Here is a 20847-nt window from a genome sequence, read left to right as displayed (position 1 = left end):
AGAGACAACCATGATGATAAATATCATCTTCCACAAAGTTTTAATACCTTTGCATACCTTCCAACAAGAGTCTATGATGAAGTCAAAGTTTTTTATTCCCTCTTCTTTTTTATTTGCCGTTTTACTCCTTTCTGCCTGCCAGGATAATAAAAGGCTTCCGATACTCGGACCAAGATCTGCAGAAACGGTTAAAAATACTGATGGCAGCAGCAGCACCGATACGGTATACAAAACCATTCCTGCTTTCAGTTTTTTAAACCAGGATTCGGTGACCATTACCAATGATAAATTCAAGGACAAAATTTATATTGCCGATTTCTTTTTTACTTCCTGTACCAGCATCTGCCCTACCATGCACCGCAACATGAAAGCGATCTTTGATCAATACAAAGACAATCCGGATGTAATGTATCTGTCACATACCATTGATTTCAAATACGACAAACCGGCGGTATTAAAGAAATATGCCCAAAAACTAGGAGTAGATGATGGCAGATGGCAGTTTGTTTACGGCAGCAAAGACAGTGTTTATAAAATTGCAGAAAAAGATTATCTGGTAGCTGTTATTGAAGATTCCACTCAAAAAGATGGGTACATACACCAGGGATGGCTGGTATTAATAGACAAACAGAAACGTATACGTGGTGCTTACGACGGTACAGATACCAGGCAAGTAGCGCAACTGATGAAGGATATTCCTGTTTTACTGGCAGAAGATAAGCAGTAAGCCATGCGTAAATACCTGATCGCTACCGTCTTTTCATGTGTATTAGCAACAATTATTTATTCTTGTCAGAATGCAGCCCAGGTTAAACAGGATGTTTATTATGTTAACGGCCGCGACCTCTACATCAAACATTGCCAGAACTGCCATGGCAGTAAGGGTGAAGGTCTTGGCACACTGACCCCGCCGCTTACCGATACTGTCTTTTTAAAGGAAAACAAACAAAAACTGGCCTGCTTTGTCAAAAATGGCATTAAATCGCCCATTACAGTAAACGGACAGGAATATGAAGGTACCATGCCTGCCTTTCCGGAGTTATATGATATCGATATTGCGCAGGTAATGGTTTACATTACGAATTCATTTGGTAACAATCAGGGTATGTATACTACAGAACAGGTGGCAGGTGATCTTAAAAACTGTAAGTTCTAGCTTTCCAGCGCAATCCGGCTACGTTGCTATCGCCATATTCCTACTCTACTAAAGCAACAGCTTCAGCTTCTTTTTTTATCCCGGTCTTTACCGCAGGCCCGCTTGAGCCCGATGCTTGCTTTTTCTTCTTTTTAAATTTCCGGCCATACCAAACCAGAAAACCAGTAATTGGTAAGCTTGCCCCGATCAGGGAAGCCAGGAAAGCCAGTACTTTTCCAGGAAAGCCTAAAATACTGCCCACATGAATATCATAATTCATTTTACGCAATTTGGTCGGGAAGCCGGCGGTCTCATAATCGCGGCTATATACATCTTCCCTTTTCAATTCTGCCAGCGTATGCTGATCAAATGTGTAGCCTTTACTGTTATAAAATTGCCCGGTATTTGGATACACGGTGATCCCTATCGTGGCTTTAGCTTTCGAGGTATCAGGAAAATTATAATAAAAGCCCTGTGATTTTGGATGCCTGGTAATCACCTTATTCCAGGCGAGGTCCATAGCCTTTTCTGGTGTATAGAATTTCCCGGTTTGTAAAGAATCTGATTCCAGACGTTTAAATTCAGCCAGTTGTTCTCCACCTGAAGTTACCCAATATAAGCCTTCACTGTACCACTTTATTCCATAAACCATACCGGTTAGTGCTATAGCCAGCAAAAATAGTAGTGAATAAAAGCCCAGGACATTATGCAGATCGAGGTTTACACGCTTAAATGAGGCGCCCCATTTAATTTTGAAACTTTTATCTGTTGTAGATTTGTTCCATTTTCTCGGATACCACCAGATCAGTCCTGTAATGAGGAGCACCACAAAAACCAAGGTACCATAGTTTACAATCGGCCGTCCTATTTCGTAAGGCATCCATAAAAAACGGTGGCCGTTTAAAATAAACCTGAAGAAATCCGTTTCATCTTTTTTCCGGACCTCTTTGCTCACGATTTCCCCGGTATAAGGGTTAATCTTAAGGGTAACTCCACCACCTCTTCTTCCACCACGCGCTCCTTTTTCCTTTTTTTCAACCTTATCTCTTAGATTCAGATTGATGGTCCGGCCCTGCTGGTAATTGGCATAAGCCGGTAGTTTATCTGGATAATCACGGGCAACAATAGCTGATAATTGCCCTGGGGTAATTACGGGCTTATCTTGTCTTTCCATCTTTGTTTCAGGCTCCAGCAAGCCATTGATCTCTTCGTTAAATACCCAGATACAACCGGTAAGACAAACAATGAACACAATGATGCCTGAAGCAAGCCCCAGCCAAAGATGGAGCCATTTGTTAATGCGGGAAAAGAGCGAATCTTTACGCTTCTTTTTTGCTGGTGTATTTTTAGTTGCCGGTATCATGGTCTCAATTGGTTTGGATGATAAACTACCTATTTTGTGGTATCAGGATTGCTATTTAAATCTATAGGTTAAAGACACCCTTGCATTTCTTGGCATATCGTAGATGTACGTATAATAAGAAACCGAAGTAGCGGTAGCCTTAGTGCCTAAATCAGTATAAGAGCCCTGGGTAAGCAACCTGCGGTCAAGCAGGTTATTAACAAGTACTGACAGGGAGAACTTGCCTCTTTCGTAGGATGCACCGGCATCAAAACGAATATAGTCAGGTAAGTTTGCTGTTCTCGCACTTCTTCCGGAAAAACGATCCAGGTGCAGCTGATACCCACCGGTCAGCCCAAAGCCGTTCAGGAAAAATCCTGGCCTTCTAAGGCGATAAGACAACCAGCCGTTGGTGATGTGTCTAACAGAATTCCCTACATACGCACCAGTTTGATTTGCAACAGGATCTGGGTTAAGGTCTTTAGTGGTCCTGGCGTCTGTGTAAGCATAGTTCAGGATCACATTCAATCCGCTGAAGATCTCGCCGGTAATGTCCAGTTCAAAACCTTTGAATTCCTGTTCACCCAACTGAACGTTGGTACCGGTAGGAACCTTAACTGTTGTTCCGTCTGGAGCCACTGCATCCAGTCCGATTCTTGGATCAGGGGTCAGCACATTCTTTTTAGTGATCTTATATACTGCAGTAGTCGCATTCCATTTGCCATCAAAGAAATCTTTCTTCAGGCCAAATTCAATATTATTACCTCTGATTGGTTTGAACGGTTCACCTTCAAAGGTTTGCCCGGCCGTTGGCAGGAAGCTTTGATCATATAAAGTGTAAGCAGAGAAATCTTTAAATATGGAATAGCTCAATCCCACTCTTGGACTAAATACATTATCGGAAACCTGAGTCTTGTTGGTTTTTCCTACAGTTACAGCATGAGTAAATCTCACAGCTCCAGTTAAACGTAATTTTTCATCAAAGAAACGGGCTTCGTCCTGCAAATAAGCACCAGTATAAGCCAATTCAGTTGCATAGGTATTGCTTCCGGAACGGACCCTTATACTTTTAGAGCGGTCGAACACCGGGATATTCGCTGTAGGAATGCCATAAATAGGATTATAAATATTGAAGGTAGCATTTTTATCCAATTGCAGATCCGGATGTGTAACACTGGAGAAATCACCCCATGTTTTCAGTAAGCCCATATCCAGCCCCCCCATTAACCTGTGGATAACCTGACCGGTTTTTACGTCACCTGTTATGCTGAACTGAGCATTCTTATTGATCGCCAGTTCTTCACTGATGTTGAGGTAGCGACGCATATCGCCGTTCGCAGCGATCGTTGACGGCCATGGAGAACCGCCTTTTAATCCATAGTTAAGGTAAGCAATCTGCCCATTTATTTTCCAGGTATTGTCCAGACGGTGATTGAAATAAAGTGTTACGTTATGGTCGGATAACTTAGACGGATCCAGAGATGGGTCGCCCAGGAAGAAGCTGGGATCTGTATCACCATAACCCTTAGGAGAAAATCCATAAGTACCTAAAGCCAAAGCTTCAACATGCTGTGTCGTATACTCTAATGTAAATTTGGTATTGCTATCGATCTCATAGCTAATTACTGGCGCAATGACATATTTGTCTGTATAGTTGTATTTGTTGTAGCTATTTTTAGCTTGTGCCGCCACATTCAATCTGTACAATAGTTTTCCGTCTTTAGACAATTTACCATCCAGGTCTATTGCTGCACGCCCCAGGCCGAAGCCTCCCGCTGCAAATGTAACAGCACTACGGTTTTCACCAGTAGGCTTTTTCGTTACGATGTTATAGATACCACCAGGTTCGCCATTGGCCATCATAAAACCTGAAGGGCCTTTTATAAACTCAATGCGCTCAATCGTTGCAGCATCATCCGCCAAAGGGCCCCAGGGGGTTTTTAAGTTCATACCGTTCCTGAAGGCAGGGATTGAAGTACCGCGGGTAGAGATATTCGCGTATTGTGCATCCCAGTGACCTGTCCGTACGGTACCTGAAACGTTACGGGTTACACCATCTACAATATCAAATACCTGCTGGTCTGCCAATACAGCGCCAGTCACAATACGGATGTTCTGTGGGACCTCAATCAATGGTGACTGCAAACGTAAAGAGGGAGAAACCTTATCTGCTTTAAACTTTTTTCTGGCTCCCGAGATGTTCACCATAGCTAATTGGGAAAGATTTTCTTTAAGGGAGAAATCTGCAACAACAGTACCTTTGGCTACTGTTATCTGTTTTTCTTTTGGATAAAGGCCTATGGCAGATACCACAATAGTGTAATCCCCGGCAGGTACCTTTTTGATGTTATATTCACCGTCTTCATTGGTTATGGCACCGTAAACCGTACCTTTTATTTGAACAGAAACATAGCCCGCAAGGCTTCCGTCGGCTGTGGTGATCCTCCCTTTAACAGTTCCGGACTGTTGGGCATAGAGGTTTGTCCCAAAGAATAACGCAACAAGGATATACAGTAATTTTCTTATCATTTATTTAGACTTATTATAATTAAGTCGCAAAGTAAAGCAAATGCCGCCAAAAGTGCAACACTTATTTATAATTATTCCAAATAATTACAATCTTAGTTTGCAAAGGTTTAATTACCGGTTTGTTAATGCCATTACCATTCATTTTCTGCCATTAACAAACCAGTAATTATATACCCAGTGTATTATTTTACGTGCTGAATTGCGGTAATCAATCCCCCTTCAACCTTAAGGCCTTTAGCAGCTGTATTATTGGCGGCATCAATTTTATAAACCCAGGTCGTACCATCTGTCAGGTTTACCCCTATATAGCCGGTTCTTCCGTCTTTAGGACTGTAATTGTTTGTGGTTACACTTGCGATAGCAGCTACATCAGGGAATCCGCTTACCGGCGACACGGTTTTGTTCAGCACATCTACAACTGCCAATCGCTTACCTACCACATAAGCACCTTTAGTGGCCTTAGGTTCCATGTTGGCAACGAACTTATTTTGACCAATATATAACCAGTTGGTAATTACATAGCCATTGGAAGCAGTTTCAAAATTCATCAGGTAAGACTGATCGAATTCAGTAGTACCAGCTTTGATGCGGGTAATCGATGAGGGTTTAGTAGAAGTTAATTTAGAATCGGTCAGTACGTCTGTTGTGGCCGTATTGTCATCTACAGCTACCGCGGTCGAGAATGCATACACATCTCCGTTTTCAACCAGTCCCAGACCATCTGTAAAGTACCTTCCGATAAAGCTTGTCCTGTTGTCTTTGATCACTTTTTCCAGTTGCATCGTAGGGTAAGTATACACAGCAATCCATGCTTCATCAGGAAATTTGGTCCAGAACCTGCTGTTGTAAATAGAGAAGAAAGGCGCAAATACTTTATTTCCTACCTGTTTGATCCAGCTTAAATGCGCAATTTCACCATTTCCTGTAGGTACAACTGCATCAAATGTTCCTTCAGCAGTTTGTTTATTGTTTTCTGTATTTACAATGTACCAGTTGGCAAGTGTACTTCCTGCAGCTGCATAAGCACGTGGGTTTCTGACCATTAAAATGTCTTTGTCTACAGGAGCAAAAGCGTGTACAGTTGCGGCAGTGAAATCATTCAGCTTATTTAATTTACCTGCCTGAACATCATAGACCGTTACTGCACCTGGATTGCCCTGACCGTAAAGCAGACTGAAAAACTTGTTCCCGGAAGTTACATAATAGCGATAAGTGCCATCTTGTTCCACACCATTTCCAATAATAGATACCGTACCATTGTCCAGACTGCCTGCAGTAAGCAGGTAATCTGCCACACCGGTAGATGCTACGGGCGTTACTGCCAGCACAAAGTTTCCGGGGTTTTCAGGCACGTCATTTTTACTCTTTTTACAAGATATAAATGCAGCAGACAAGGCCAGCGCGGCGAGCGTTTTGGTAATCGTTGTTTTCATGTTATTTTTTATAAAATATGTTAATTGTTATTGGATTTATTCAGAAAGTACCTGAGGTTTAAATAAAAGCCACGGCCGGGTTTTTGCAGACTGAAATTGTCGAACATCGGTTTATCCGTCAGGTTTTTTGCCTCGAAAGAAATGTTATATTTTCCGTTGTGTATGCTGTACACCAGGTTGATGTCGTGGGCCAGCTGGGTAGGGATGCCCTTTTTTTCGGATGAGCTGTCTTTACTGCCCAGACTTGGCCAGTACAACCAGAAAGAATTTACATACAACAGGTTATAGCCAACAGTAAGGTGGTTCCCCTTTTTTCCGACATTTTTGAACGAAGCGCTTACATCGGTGTTGCCAAAAAGATAGGGAATGTTTGGCATCTGGTCTAAATAGACCGGGCTTACGCCATTATAACCCGGTTCATATTCCTGCAGGTTTTGCAGATACTGATAAGTTATGGTGGTACCGGCACTCAGCCAGCTTTTATAAGAATACCTGATCTCCGCATCCGCGCCAAGCGTACGCACCCCTTCCCTGTTGTCGGCAACAGTTTTGGTCTGGTTGTTATTTAAACGGTTATAAATAAAATCTGCCGAATACCTGTAAACCGCGTTGGCAGTTACAGAAAAACGGTTAACCTTATTGAACTCAAAGCCATAGATCAGGCCCAGGTTAAAATTGTCACTCTTCTCCGGACGCAATGCAGGGTTGGCCTCCTGGTTTTCAAGGTCACCAAATATCTCTGTAGCTTCCGGCATCCGGTTGGTCAGCTCGTAAGATGTTCTCAGTTGCAGGTTAGGTGTAAAATAGTACGCAGCGGCCATACCATAACCCGTTTTTTTGGTAGATGCCGATATATTCCTGCTTCCTATCACATTATTCTGATAGATGTACTTTCCAAAAAGGTTGACACTCCATTTATTGTTCACATCATAGCTATAGCCAAAGCCCAGTACATTTTTATCTATCCTTTTTGCAGGGTCCATTGCATTATTGGAAGGCGTCAACAGGTCATCTGTTTTCCTGTTGAATGTAGAAAACACGTTATTGACCGCCACCCCGTGATGTTCGGCAACTTTATAGCTCAGCATGGCTGTGGCCAGGCCATTGTTGTTCTTATATTTATTGAGCTGTCCACCTTCCCGCTCGCCAAATGTTGCCTTGGGATCACGTATGCCATCCCAGTCATAAGCAGCCCTTGCCGTATCTATGGTCTTTTCATAGCCCAGGTTATAATTTGCATTCAGGGTAACATCCAGGCCCTTTACCAGGTCTGTTTTCTTATACTTCAGCGAGGGCATTATGATGGTCCCGCGTCTGTGCAACTGTCCAAAAACAGCGTCAGGACGTGCGCCAGTCTGTATCTCCTTATAGTTCTGACCTAAAGTAATCCCGAACAACAGGTTGTCTGCAAAAGACTTATCGACCAGCCCCACATTGGCGATCAGGGTTTCGTTGTGATAAGTATCATTAAACCTTTTCAAGGAAGTTTTTGTCGTACCCTCCAGCTTGGCCTGCAAGCGCAGGGGCAGTTCAGTAGGATAGCTGTTGTCTGAATAATTCTGGAAGGCACTCAGTTGTACCGTCAACCCGGCTTTCGAAGTCGCAGCCGCATTGACTACAGTACGGTGTGTATTGAACGAACCGAAAGCATAAGAAGCGTCCAGGTAATTGCGGTGCCTGTTGCCCGTAACGATGTTTACTGCACCGCCTAAGGCATCAGAACCCAGCCACATCGGCACAACCCCCTTGTATACTTCTACACGTTCAGCAACATTGATTGGAATGTTGTTGATCTGGAAAGAAGAACCAAAATTATCCATCGGTATCCCATCAATAAAATAACGGATGTGCCTGCCGGAGAAACCATTTAACGAAACATTAAAACTTGATCCGACACCACCTGTTTCTCTCACACGAACACCCGCCACCCTATCCAGTGCACCGGAAATGTCTAAAGTCGTATTGTATAATTTTGTTGCATCAACGGCGGTCACATTAAAAGCCTGCCGGTTTACCTCCTGCACTTTGGTACGGCCAATTACATTTACCGTTTCCATAGTGTTGGTCGCTTCTTCCAGGCTGAAATCCAGGCCATGCTGTTGTCCGGCATCCAGTTTAACACTTTTCTTCTGCGATTTAAAACCAATAGCAGTAACCGTCAATAGATAATTGCCGGCCTTTACGTTAGCGATACTGTAATTTCCATTGGCATCAGATACTGCCCCATAGGACGAATGCTGGAGCCTGATTGTCGCGGCGGCCACTGGCTGGCCTGCACTGTTTTTTAATTTTCCGCTGATGCCTGCTGGTTTTGTCTGGGCATTTGCTAAAAAAACTTTGGTACATACTATACCCAATAGCAAAAATTTCTTAATTTGCATTACTTTTAACTACGATTAAAGGTGAACCGGGTTTTCCCGGGATTAGCCGCACGGGTCCGAACCGTGTGGCTTTTTTTATCACCGCAAATATAGTCTTATTTAGATTAAGTCCAAATAAAGTTTTAAAGAAATTATTTCTCCGGGTTAAGCCCGTTCCTGAAAACTATATCAGCGCTACAGGCCCAAGGTAAAGGCTATCCGATACCGCTGTCCTGTCATTGGAAACAAACGCGATATAAGCCTCAACATAGGTTTCAGCGGTACCAGTATCATTAAATCCCGCTTGCAGGGCAAGAAAATCCTCACCGGCTGTTCTTCTTGCCCCTCCGGCCAAATATACAGACCTGCCGCTTTCCGGAAAATAGGCCAGCATCATCACCTGTTCCGTCGAATAAGGAAAACCAATCTCCTCGCCCCCCAGCCAGCTGAACCTCAGGTTTTCACCGGCAAGTTCTACAGTACATTGCTCTGGGAGCGGCATCCCTCCCCGGCTCAGGATCAGTTTACTGCCATCCAGCACATAGTCCGGGTATTCGCCCGCCACCGCCGAATGTAAATTGGCAGAGATGGCCATATTCTGGGCAGTTTTTCCAATGAAGTTTCTGGAAAAAGGCTTGAAACTGATGTTTGTAAAATAATTGATTGTTTTGATATAGCCCGATACGAGCCTGAGCCTTGCGCGGGCCGCTTCCTGTTTCGGTGTTGCTGGTTTCGTTGCCGGATGTTTGATCATCCTGATCACCGGTTGCCCCAGTCTGATGTAGCCTACGGTATTTCCTAGTTTTCCAACAATAGGACCATATGGCCCGTTTTTCATTCTTGCCATGTTTTCAGTTTAATTGAATAATAAACTCAATATCGGTTAATAAGGACATTAGCCAATGTTAAGTTCCAGTTAGTATATTTATAAAGCTACAAAAATAGTATCATAACGGCCAAATATCAGCACTTAACCGGCTTTAGCCGAGGCGAACCCGTTATGGACCTGATATAAAGCTGTTATGCTAAATAGGGATGAGATTTATTTCCTTCTTATCAGTTCGGCAAACAATCTGTATTAAAGAAATGGTATCTTTGCACAAAATGCAAGCCGTTCTATCGCTGTTCCGATCCGTCGGGAAAGAGGAAAGTCCGGGCAACACAGGGCATCCCGCTTCCTAACGGGAAGAGGTTCAGGAATGAACACCTGAATTATGGAAAGTGCCACAGAAAATATACCGCCGATGGCTTTGAAGCACAGGTAAGGTTGAAAACGTGAGGTAAGGGCTCACGATTTTTGCCAGTGATGGCAGGATTGGTAAACCCCGGGAGTTGAAAGACCAAATAGGCTAACGCATGTAGGGCTGCCCGTCCGATGTTAGTGGGTAGGTCGTTAGAGATAAATGGCAACATTTATAGTAGATTAATGATAGAAGCCCAATTTATTGGGGACAGAACCCGGCTTACAGGCTTGCATTTTTTATTTTATAAATGGGTTATTAAAATTATATTAGTAGCCCGACACAAAATGAAAGCATACCTATGGCAAAATTATTGATAATTGATGATGAAAGAGCAATAAGAAGTACGCTCCGTGAGATTTTAGAATACGAAAATTACGAGGTTGAAGATATTGACAACGGCATTGATGGGCTGGAACTGATCAAAAAAAAGAAATTTGATCTGGTGCTCTGTGACATCAAAATGAATAAAATGGACGGGATGGAAGTGCTGGAACAAGCCCTTGCCCACAGTCCTGACCTGCCCTTTATCATGATATCTGGCCATGGCACCGTGGAGACCGCTATTGAAGCCAGTAAAAAAGGGGCATTTGATTTCATATCCAAACCACCAGACCTGAACAGACTGCTGATTACCGTCAGAAATGCACTGGACAGGGGTACTTTGGTGACAGAAACCAAGGTATTAAAAAGAAAAGTAAGCAAAACAAGGGATATCCTTGGCAGTTCAGAAAATATTGGTAAAATTAAGGAAACCATTGAACGTGTTGCCCCTACCGAAGCCAGGGTATTGATTACCGGTGCAAATGGTAGCGGTAAAGAACTGGTGGCCCGCTGGCTCCACGAAAAATCGCAACGTGCGGAAAGTCCGTTAATTGAAGTAAACTGTGCAGCTATCCCTTCAGAATTAATTGAAAGTGAATTATTTGGTCATGAAAAAGGTTCATTTACTTCTGCAGTAAAACAGCGTATTGGTAAGTTCGAACTGGCCAATGGCGGCACCTTGTTTCTGGATGAGATTGGCGACATGAGCCTTTCCGCACAGGCAAAAGTACTTCGTGCGCTGCAGGAGCATAAAATAACCCGTGTGGGTGGCGAGAAAGAACTGGAAGTGAACGTCCGTGTACTTGCCGCAACCAATAAAGATTTATTGAAAGAAATTGAATCCGGTAATTTCCGGATGGATTTATACCACCGCCTGAATGTGATCAACATCCACGTTCCGCATTTAACAGAACGTACAGAAGACATCCCTGAAATTGCAATGAACTTCCTTGACGAGATTTGCAAGGATTATGGAATGCCGGTAAAAAAGATCAGTGATGCTGCAATGACTGCGCTGCAGGGTTTACCCTGGACGGGTAACGTTCGTGAGCTGCACAATATGATTGAACGGCTGATCATTTTAAGTGATAAAACCATTACTGAAAATGATGTCATTGCTTTTGCCAATCCGGGCGGAGGAACCAATATTGGTGCTTCGGGCACAAATAATGGCCATGCATCAAATTTAGGCGCTGCTGTTGATTACGATAAGTTCAGTAACTTTCAGGATTACAAAGACCACGCAGAAAGAGAGTTCATCAAATTTAAACTGGAGAAGAACAACTGGAATGTATCAAAAACAGCTGATGACATTGAAATCCAACGGAGTCATTTATATAGTAAAATAGAGAAGTTTGGACTAAAAAGAGTCGTAGAATAAAAAGATCTTAATTAGATAACAAAACCTTACCTTCTCAGAAAGAGCCTCAGCGTTCTTCGCTTTTTTAGCGATTAATGCAGCTCTTGAAGAGAATGGTCATTTTTTATTCTAAGCGTCAAACTTGTCCAGTAATTTAATCAATGTCGCAAAATCTTTAGGATAAGGGGCTTCGATGACAATATCCTTTTCATCAAGCCCTTTAAATACCACATGCCTGGCATGAAGGGCAAAGCGCTTCATAATCGGTTGCTCTTCTTCGTCCTTTGCCAAACGGTAACCTTTTTTCAGGCTCGAAAGGAATACAGGTTTCCCCCTGTACATGTCATCACCTGCAATCGCCGCACGCTGGGTAGCCAGGTGGATCCTGATCTGGTGCATGCGACCGGTAATGGGCTTGCATTCTACCAGTGTATAATGCCGGTAATGTTTGATGGTGTTAAAAATGGTTTCCGCACGTTTGCCTTCTTTGCGGTCTATGGTCACACTTTTATTGCCGTCATTTAAAATCGGCAGGTCAATGAACAGTTCTTTGAAAGTAAACTGCCCGTCAACAACTGCATGATAGGTCTTGTTGATTTTACGTTTCTCAAACTGAATGGCAACATTTCGGTAGGCTTCGGGTGTTTTGGCAATAATGATAGCGCCAGAGGTTTCCTTGTCTAAACGGTGGCATACCTGTGCATCAGCTGAATATTGCTTTGCAAGGCGCAGGATGTTCACTTCTCCGGAACCGCCACGTTCATCTAACGATGCTACGAATGGCGGTTTATTTACTACGATATAATCATCGTTTTCGAAAAGGATGAGGTCTTTGAAATTTGGGTACTTCACTCGGTAATTTTATGTAAAGTACAAAAGTACGGATTCTTTGTGTTATTGTCTAAGACAACTCGAACTTATACCCCACTCCTTTTACGGTAGCTACATAAGTTTCGCCCAGTTTTTCGCGCAATTTGCGAATGTGTACATCAATGGTACGATTGGTTACTACCACAGAGTCTTCCCAGATGTTCTTTAAGATCGACTCCCTGGTATATACCTTTCCGGGCTTGGAAGCCAAAAGATACAGCAGTTCAAATTCTTTTTTGGCCAATACCACTTTTTGTCCGCTCTGGTAAACCAGGTAAGCTTCCCTGTCGATCACCAGATCTCCGATTTCTACCTTGTTGTCAGATACCTCGTCGGTACTTGAATTTCTTCTCAGGATGGCATTGATGCGGCTTACCAGTGCACGCGGCTTGATTGGCTTGGCAATGTAATCATCAGCACCTACATTAAATCCGGCTATTTCAGAATACTCTTCACTGCGGGCAGTAAGGAATACCATAAATGTATTTTTAAATTCAGGAATGGCACGCATTAACCTGCAGGCTTCAATACCATCCATTTTAGGCATCATGATATCCAGGATGATCAGATCGGGATGCACCTTTTTAGCAATCGTAATTCCTTCCTGTCCATTCCCGGCCAGGTAAACCTGGTAACCTTCTTTTTTTAAATTATACTCTATTAACTCTAAAATATCAGGTTCATCATCAACAATCAGTATCTTCTGTTTTACGGTGCTCATAGCTTTAATTATTTGTTACGAAATTAGGTAATCAATTATAATATAGCGTTAAACGCAAGTTAACAAATTGTTAATTACACCCTGTATATTAACATGAATTTAGGGTTAGCGTAAAGTTTTATTTAAAAAAGCATCCAGTTCGGCACCACGAAGGTTTTTAGCCACTATTTTTCCATTCGGATCGACAATAAAAGAACTTGGAATGGCATCTATGGAATATAACATGGCGGTCGGACTTTCAAAATCCCTCAGGTCGCTGGCATGTGCCCAGGTTAAGTTATCAGCAGCGATGGCCTTTTTCCAGGCTTCTGCGTCTTTATCCAGGGAAATCCCTAAAATGGTAAAATTCTTGTCTTTATAGGTATGATAAGCCTTAACTACATTGGGGTTCTCCTGTCTGCAGGGCATGCACCAGGAAGCCCAGAAATCGAGCATGACGTATTTCCCCTTAAAATCTGATAATTTAACAGGCTTGCCTTCCACGCTGTTAATGGTAAATTCCGGGGCCGGCTGCCCTACCTGTACGGATTTCAGCTTCGCCATTCTTACCAGGAATTCGGTTACTGCTGCATTGTCGTTAAAGCTGCTTTTAATTTTAGCTGCATAATCGACGAGTTCTTTTTCATACTCCGCAGGGTTCAACAGGTTTACGGCATAAAAACCGGCCAGTGAGCTGGTATTGTTTTGTGCAAATTTCAGTACTGCTGTATTTAAACCATTAATTTCCTGGGTGTAAGCAGGCCTCATCTGCTCCATGATCACATCCCTTTTATCGGGCTGTGCAGTTACGGCCTCATCAAACTTATGCTGGATCTCGCCTATTTTAACCATGTACTGGTTTTTAGTTTTGTTCAGCTCTTCCAGTTTATCTGCTTCTGCAGCACCGGAAATGCTATAACTCAGGTTTTTATCGGCCAGATCGGCTTCGATCTTAATCTGATCACCATTTTTGGCGATGATCATGTACTCGCTGTGTCCTGCAGAGATCCTGAAAAAATCTACTGCCGGTGTGCTGTGGCTAAATTTAAATTCACCTTTGTCCGAAAAAACGGTGGAATCCAGGGGCTTAGCCTGGTCTTTCTGCAAACCGAACAGGTATACTTTACTCCCTGCTGCCGCATTTTTAAATGTTCCTTCAACTGTAAAATTGCTTTTGTCCTTACATGCTGCAAATGCGATGCAAAGCATCACTACATAGCCAATTCTCTTCATCATATTCCTATTATTTTAACTTGTCCTGTAACAATTGATTTATTTTCTGAGGGTCTGCTTTTCCTTTGGCCAGTTTCATGACATCGCCAACAAACAGTCCGAGCACCCCTTTTTTACCTTTTTTATACGCCTCCACCTGGGCCTGGTATTTAGCCAGCACCTCATCTACAAAAGCGGACAATTCATTGCCATTTTCTTCTATCAGGAGGTTCAGCTCAGCTGCCAGCTCCATAACATCATCTGCCGGTGCCTTAAGCAATTCGGGCAACAATTGCTGCAAAGCGACCTGCTGCGTGATTTTTTTATCTTCAACCATATTGATCACATCAGCCAGCTGCTCCGGGATAACTTTAAAATCAGCAATGCCAATTTCTCCTTCGTTCAGCAATGCCCGTACCGGCCCTGTAAGCCAGTTTACCAGGTTCTTTTTGTTATTGACGTGGTTCAGTGCTTCATTAAAGTACTGCAAAAGATCATGATCTTCCGAAAGCATCGTCGCTTCAGCTGCACTTACCCCATAATCGGATACCAGCTTTTTAGCAATTTCCTGCGGTAAAGCAGGCATATCAAATTTAAGCTGTGCCAGCCATTCATCAGAGATATGTACCGGTGCCAGATCCGGATCAGGAAAATAGCGGTAATCGTTGGCTTCTTCCTTGGTCCGCATTGGGGCGGTAGTGCCCTGTTCTGCATCAAAAGTAAGCGTGCTCTGCACAATGCTTCCCCCGCTCAGCAAGACTTCCGCTTGCCGGCCAAACTCAAAATCAATGGCCCTGCGTACATTTCTTATAGAGTTTAAGTTCTTCACTTCACAGCGGGTACCATATTCAAGCGCCCCCAGTTTTCGGATGGAGATATTGGCATCACAGCGTAAACTGCCCTCTTCCATATTTCCATCGCTCACATCCAGATGGCGGACCAGCTTTCTGATCTCGGTGAGTAAAAGTGAGGCTTCTTCCGCACTGCGGATATCAGGTTCTGTAACAATTTCTATCAAAGGCACACCTGCCCTGTTTAAATCCACATAAGAATATTTTTCATCCTGGTCGTGTAAACTTTTACCGGCATCTTCTTCCAGGTGGATGCGGTTGATGCCAATCCGTTTTTCTTCTCCGGTGCTCAGGGTAACATTGATAAAGCCATTCTGACAGATCGGTTTATTGTCTTGGGTGATCTGATAACCTTTTGGCAGATCGGCATAGAAATAATTTTTTCTGTCGAAATAATTGTACTGGTTGATGGTACAGTTTAATGCCAGCCCCATCCGGGCGGCTTTTGCCACTACTTCCCTGTTCAATTTAGGCAGTGCACCGGGCAAGGCCAGGGAAACAGCTGAAATGTGCGCATTGGGTTTGGCGCCGAAAGCTGCACTATCGGACGAAAATATCTTAGATTGTGTATGGAGTTGTACGTGGATCTCTAAACCAGATACCAATTCGAATTCTGATGGAGAAACTGGGGTTTTCGTACTCATTTATAGGCAATAATTTTCTTAGTTCTTGATGTATTTTACATACAAACATAACCATTTTATACGGTATATCTGGATGCTATGTTCATTTGTATGTCACCTTAAGGTGGTATCAGGGGCCATGCGCAGCGAATCTTCAGCCTGGTAACTGATGCTATCCGCCCTAATAACTGTGGCTTTTGGACCAGACGGTACAGGTTCTTCTTTAACAACCCGGTTTCTTTTCTGCTTTACCGGCCTGGGGTGTTTGTTGTAAAAATTTGCGCCTACAGCCGTAACAATTAAAGCGATGCAGGCTATGGCCAGGTATTTGAATTCCCTGCGTTTATAAAAAGGTATCGTTTTTTCATCCATCGTTTTTTCAATAGCTACCAAATAAAAACCATAAAGCCGCTTTATGGTTTAATAATAAAACAAATAACAGCTAAAAGCTGATTTACGGCAATAAATTAGCAAAAAAAAATGATATCTTTAAAAGAATGGAAGCAATCATCGCAGGTGCCACTGGTTTAATAGGTGCTGATTTACTGAACCAGCTGCTGGACCATCCGGCATATACCAGGGTTCTGGCCATTGTAAGAACAGAAATAGCCAGGCAACACCCAAAACTGGAACAATTGGTAGTGGATTTTGAGCGATTGGAAAATCACCAGGAACACATCAAAGGTGATGTGGTATTTTGTGCCCTGGGCACCACGAAAAGTAAAACTCCGGACCAGGAACAGTATCGGAAAATAGATTATCAGTATCCACTTGATATTGCATTTATTGCCCTGCAGAACGGGGCATCACAATATCACCTGGTATCGGCGCTGGGTGCAAATCCAGGTTCAGCCATCTTCTATTCCAAACTGAAAGGCGAAGTGGAACGTGACCTGAAGACCATTCCATTTAAAGCACTGCACATTTACCGGCCTTCACTGCTGGACGGCGACCGCAAGGAACACCGCAGCGCGGAAGGAATCATGATTGGGCTGATGCGGTTGCTAAATCCGTTACTTATCGGAGGCTTAAAAAAATACCGCAGCATTAAAATAGAAAAGGTAGCATCAGCCATGTTAAAACAATCGCTCCAGCCGTTGGCAGGCGTATTTACCTATGATTCCGACGAAATAGAGCGATTGGGCTAAAAAGCAGTTTTTAACCCCATGGTAAACCAGCGGCCCGGCATGGGCACCGCTCCTGCTTCTATATACTGTATGTTAAACAGGTTGGCGGCATCCGCATAAATGCTGTAACGCTGTTGCTTAAAAGCAATTCTTGCATCCATTACCATATAATCTTTATAATTGATCCGTTCGTTGTACCGGGTGGTCAGGCTAAAGGAAAACAGCTGGCAAAAATCAGTGCTTAGGCTACTGCTCAACTGGTTCCTTAAGCTTTCCAGGGCATACCTGGAGAAATTCGCAGTTGCTGAAGTCTTTTTAAAGCTTGGATCCAGATGGGTGTAGGAAGCGCCAATCCTGATGGTGTTCAACATTCCGCTTGTTAATTTCCTGCTATAATCTGCACTAAGGGTAAATCCATTTGTATTGACCTGGCTGAAGTTTTGTGGTTGCCATGGCTCGGTTTGCAGGCTTTTAACCCAGTCGATAAAATGATCAATGCGGCGTATAAAGTAACTGGCATTCAAAGCCAGATTTTCGTCATTAAACTTAATTCCAGCTTCCGCATACCTGGATTTTTCCGGTTTCAGCTGGTCATTCCCAATATTGGTAGGCCCTTTGTAATAAAGGTCTGTATAAGTGGGCAGGCGTTGTCCGGTTCCAAGATTGGCAAATGCCCTCCAGTTGCCGTAAAAATTATAACCAAGATCCAAACCGGGAAAGCTCTGCCATCCATAATCTGAATTGTAATTGGTATAAGAGCCCAGGTTAACCAGCAGATGTTTTAAAGGTTCAAATCTATATTCGGCAAACAGGCCTGCATTGTTACGGTTCCTTTTTCCCAGGTTGCTGCTATTGATGCTTTCGGTTCTGGCTTCCAGCCCTAATCCAAAAGTACCTATGGCAGTTTGCAGGATATTGTTCAGCTCTGCATCAAACACATTGGTTTGGTGGTGGTTATGAAACTTATCAGGTGTCTGTTTAATATAGAGGTAATCATCAACCGTATTCCGGTAACTTATCCTGGGTACAACGGTCGAGTTTTCGCTAAATTTTGTGGTGTAGGAAACTGCCGCCAGTGCGGTTTTAACGGTCTCTTCTGCTTCCTTATCTCCCGGAGAGGAATAGAAGGCATTGGCACCAAAGTTATTGTGGATATAACCTGCCATAACCTCGATGGCATCGGTTTTTCCGGCGGCGTATTTTCCCTGGTAATAGATTTTCTGGTTATTAAAAGCCGTATTGTAACGGTACCCGTTACCTGCCTCCTGTCCGGCAGAAAACAGGTGATTTGACCCTTTAAATACCAGGCTTCCGCTGGCGCGAAGGCCGTAATTATAATATTTACCGCCTGAATCATGGTCTTTAAGGCTGCTGCCTGAAAATACATTTGCCGAAATACCCGTTTGCTGTGCACTGCGCATGACGATATTGATGGCCCCGGTTAAGGCGTTGATCCCATAAACCCTGGATGCTGATCCGCGCAATACTTCAATGTGATCGATATCATCCATACTGATGGGCAGGTTCATCATGTTGTGGCCTGTTTGCGGATCTGAAACCTTGATGCCGTTGATCAGTACCAGTGACTGGTCAAAGGTCCCACCGTCGATACTGATATCTGCCTGCAGACCTCCGGGGCCGCGCTGGCGAACATCTATACCGGACACATAACTAAGGAGCTCTGTAACGGACCTGGCTGGCAGGTTTTTGATCTTTTCCCGGTCAATGATCCAGATGTTCCTGTTTTGTAGGGATAGTGGCAATTGGATCCTGTTTTCTTTTACCAGGACTTCGTTCAGTTTATGAACAGTATCCTGACTTGATGAAAGTGGTTTTTCCTGTTGTGCATAGGCAGGAAGGATGGCAGAGCGCAATAGTACCAGCAAAACAATAGCTTTTAAATACATCTTCATTTAAATTTCGAGCGGCAAATATAAAGCTGTAAACAAAAAACCCTTGCAAAATGCAAAGGTTTTTTGAATAAATAAATTGTTTTTGGTGTTATTGAAGTGTTACTGTGGCTACAACAGGAAGATGATCGGACACCTGTGTATTTATTGTTCCATAGCTCAATATATTAAAACCTCCGGGTCTGTACATAAAATAATCAATACTACGGGTTGGTGCATTAGCAGGATGTGTTACCGAACAGCTGCTTATACACCCTAAGCTAAACTTTTCCTTCATCTTGGCAATGGTTACAGAGCTGGGCACTTCATTAAAATCGCCACCCAGAACAAAGGGATAACTAATGCCTGTTACGATGTTGTTAATGGCCGTTGCCTGCAATAAACTGTTCCCTGCCGCGGGACCCAAATGGTCAAGGTGTGTACCGGCAAAATTAAACATGACCCCATTTTTCTCTGTCCTGACCACAGCCATCTGTCTGGGCTCTCCCGTTCCGGCAGGCAGCACATAACGTGTAATTTCATACAAAGGCCATTTAGAGAGTATGGCATCACCATATTCACCTCCGTCAAAGTCCATGGCTTTTGAGAAATAATAATACATTCCGGTTAATTTACCCAGCTCTTCGGCCTGGTTAATGGAAGTACCGGAACGGTTGGTATATTTATCTACCTCCTGTAAACAGACCAAATCTGGATTTTGTGCAGTAATTACATTTGCGATGGTCTGCAAGCCACTCCCTGCCAGCTGAATGTTATACGTCATGAGTGTAATTTCTTCAGACTGGGCAGCAATGCTGTAATCGTATTTCCAGATCCTTGCCCTGTAATTTGATGTGCCTGCCAGGTTTTGCCATTGGTGCCATACGCCACTGCTTGCACAAAAATCAATATGTGCAGCATTTGACGGGTCTGCCTGGATCAGTCTGCCCGAGATCTGGTTGACACAGGATTTCACACCACTTCTGAAAGCATAATTTCCAATTGCAGTAAATGCTTTGCTGGTCTTGTTGTAAGTATATACACCTGTACTGCTGCATACCCATAATTTATTGGGATCTCCGGCAAAATCTGTCACATCCTGTCCCCCTGCTGTTGGCAATGTACTTCGTAAAGAAACATTTTCGGTAAGTGTAGGTGCTGCAGCAGTGCCGCTAATGGTTAAGGCGGCCAAGACAGAAGTTCCGGCGATTGTTCCGGTTACCCGGATCACGTTATTTACAGGGTCCCAAAGCACTGCCGTGGGTGCAGTAATGTTAAACTGCGCATAACTGGTACTGCTCCCACCTTGAGAGGAAGTATACACCCGTACCCAGTTCCCATCCTTTGCTGCCACTACAATATTCCCGTTGGCCAAAAGCTCCACTCCATGTGGCGTGGCGCCTGCCCCCAGGTTCAATGCCCACTGTCTTTTTCCGGTGCTTTGAATCGCAATGGTGGCCAGGTTACCTCCAACAGCGGCCCATGCACCACCCCAGGGACTCTGCCGTATCCTTACATCTCTTGGATCTCCCCAGGCACTTACCTCTGTCGCACTGTACAATCTTGCCGTAGTAGGGCTCCAGCTCATCTTTAACGCCGCCGCTGTCCAGTTTGCGGCATAACAATCGTAAACATTGATCTTGTCACTGGTGATATCCAGTACAGCTACCCAGCTATCTTTAATGGAAGTTCCTGCCAGGGTTGTTAATGGGGTCAAATTACTTTGAGCTGCCCCATAGTTCTGTACTGCTTCATTTCCGGGCTTTAATTCTGCTTTATAACAGGAGCTGGCCAAAAACACGGCTGAAGCAAACATTATTGCGGTAACATTATTTTTTTTCATAACATTTT

General features: G+C 43.6%; 16 protein-coding genes and 1 other RNA gene. 5 read left to right on the top strand and 12 right to left on the bottom strand.

Annotation, left to right across the window (positions count from 1 at the left end; translation table 11 throughout):
- The first annotated feature begins 73 nt into the window (after window positions 1-73).
- Window positions 74-727 carry an SCO family protein gene (locus R2Q85_RS09615; protein ID WP_410478870.1) on the top strand — a complete coding sequence of 218 codons (654 nt, stop codon included), beginning with the start codon at window positions 74-76 and terminating at the stop codon, window positions 725-727.
- Window positions 728-730: 3 nt separating this feature from the next.
- Complete coding sequence (locus R2Q85_RS09610; RefSeq protein ID WP_316811556.1) at window positions 731-1156, top strand: cytochrome c; 426 nt, start codon at window positions 731-733, stop codon at window positions 1154-1156.
- 40 nt (window positions 1157-1196) lie between these two features.
- Here the strand turns inward: R2Q85_RS09610 and R2Q85_RS09605 are convergent, their stop codons facing one another.
- The 5 genes from R2Q85_RS09605 to R2Q85_RS09585 all read right to left on the bottom strand — a co-directional run bounded on the left by R2Q85_RS09605 (window position 1197) and on the right by R2Q85_RS09585 (window position 9646).
- Window positions 1197-2498 (bottom strand): PepSY-associated TM helix domain-containing protein, encoded by a 1302-nt coding sequence (locus R2Q85_RS09605; RefSeq protein WP_316811555.1) that lies wholly within the window; start codon window positions 2496-2498, stop codon window positions 1197-1199.
- Window positions 2499-2549: 51 nt separating this feature from the next.
- Complete coding sequence (locus tag R2Q85_RS09600; RefSeq protein WP_316811554.1) at window positions 2550-5006, bottom strand: TonB-dependent receptor; 2457 nt, start codon at window positions 5004-5006, stop codon at window positions 2550-2552.
- A 182-nt stretch (window positions 5007-5188) separates the two neighbouring features.
- Entirely contained in the window at window positions 5189-6439 is a 1251-nt protein-coding gene (locus R2Q85_RS09595; protein WP_316811553.1) for a DUF4374 domain-containing protein, read from the bottom strand.
- Window positions 6440-6459: 20 nt separating this feature from the next.
- Complete coding sequence (locus R2Q85_RS09590) at window positions 6460-8820, bottom strand: TonB-dependent receptor (protein WP_316811552.1); 2361 nt, start codon at window positions 8818-8820, stop codon at window positions 6460-6462.
- A 163-nt stretch (window positions 8821-8983) separates the two neighbouring features.
- Entirely contained in the window at window positions 8984-9646 is a 663-nt protein-coding gene (locus tag R2Q85_RS09585; protein ID WP_316811551.1) for a DUF6266 family protein, read from the bottom strand.
- A gap of 256 nt (window positions 9647-9902) precedes the next feature.
- On the opposite strand from R2Q85_RS09585, the gene rnpB reads away from it, so the two are divergent.
- Window positions 9903-10281: RNase P RNA component class A (gene rnpB / locus R2Q85_RS09580), an RNA gene on the top strand.
- 60 nt (window positions 10282-10341) lie between these two features.
- Window positions 10342-11745, top strand: coding sequence for a sigma-54 dependent transcriptional regulator (locus R2Q85_RS09575; protein ID WP_316811550.1), 1404 nt, complete (start codon window positions 10342-10344; stop codon window positions 11743-11745).
- A 108-nt stretch (window positions 11746-11853) separates the two neighbouring features.
- Here the strand turns inward: R2Q85_RS09575 and R2Q85_RS09570 are convergent, their stop codons facing one another.
- The 5 genes from R2Q85_RS09570 to R2Q85_RS09550 form a co-directional block, all read right to left on the bottom strand.
- A complete protein-coding gene (locus R2Q85_RS09570) occupies window positions 11854-12576 on the bottom strand; it encodes an RluA family pseudouridine synthase (RefSeq protein ID WP_316811549.1) in 723 nt (240 codons plus the stop codon).
- A 49-nt stretch (window positions 12577-12625) separates the two neighbouring features.
- The gene (locus tag R2Q85_RS09565) at window positions 12626-13315 is read right to left on the bottom strand and encodes a response regulator transcription factor (RefSeq protein WP_316811548.1); all 690 of its coding nucleotides are present in this window, start codon (window positions 13313-13315) and stop codon (window positions 12626-12628) included.
- Window positions 13316-13420: 105 nt separating this feature from the next.
- On the bottom strand, window positions 13421-14530 hold the full coding sequence (locus R2Q85_RS09560; protein WP_316811547.1) for a TlpA disulfide reductase family protein: 1110 nt from the start codon (window positions 14528-14530) through the stop codon (window positions 13421-13423).
- 7 nt (window positions 14531-14537) lie between these two features.
- Window positions 14538-16001 (bottom strand): Asp-tRNA(Asn)/Glu-tRNA(Gln) amidotransferase subunit GatB, encoded by a 1464-nt coding sequence (gene gatB, locus R2Q85_RS09555; protein WP_316811546.1) that lies wholly within the window; start codon window positions 15999-16001, stop codon window positions 14538-14540.
- Between the two features lie 93 nt (window positions 16002-16094).
- Window positions 16095-16352, bottom strand: a complete 258-nt coding sequence (locus R2Q85_RS09550) for a hypothetical protein (RefSeq protein WP_316811545.1) — start codon at window positions 16350-16352, stop codon at window positions 16095-16097.
- Between the two features lie 125 nt (window positions 16353-16477).
- On the opposite strand from R2Q85_RS09550, the gene R2Q85_RS09545 reads away from it, so the two are divergent.
- Complete coding sequence (locus R2Q85_RS09545) at window positions 16478-17128, top strand: oxidoreductase (RefSeq protein ID WP_316811544.1); 651 nt, start codon at window positions 16478-16480, stop codon at window positions 17126-17128.
- Here R2Q85_RS09545 and R2Q85_RS09540 read toward each other — a convergent pair.
- On the bottom strand, window positions 17125-19020 hold the full coding sequence (locus R2Q85_RS09540; protein ID WP_316811543.1) for a TonB-dependent receptor plug domain-containing protein: 1896 nt from the start codon (window positions 19018-19020) through the stop codon (window positions 17125-17127). The genes R2Q85_RS09545 and R2Q85_RS09540 overlap by 4 nt on opposite strands.
- 88 nt (window positions 19021-19108) lie before the next feature.
- Window positions 19109-20839, bottom strand: coding sequence for a DUF6528 family protein (locus tag R2Q85_RS09535; protein ID WP_316811542.1), 1731 nt, complete (start codon window positions 20837-20839; stop codon window positions 19109-19111).
- Between the last annotated feature and the right edge of the window lie 8 nt (window positions 20840-20847).

Origin of the sequence: Pedobacter heparinus (assembly GCF_032678725.1) — a bacterium.
Taxonomy (GTDB): domain Bacteria; phylum Bacteroidota; class Bacteroidia; order Sphingobacteriales; family Sphingobacteriaceae; genus Pedobacter; species Pedobacter heparinus_A.
The sequence above is the reverse complement of the archived record's forward strand: the minus strand, read 5'-3'. Positions and strand labels throughout refer to the sequence as shown.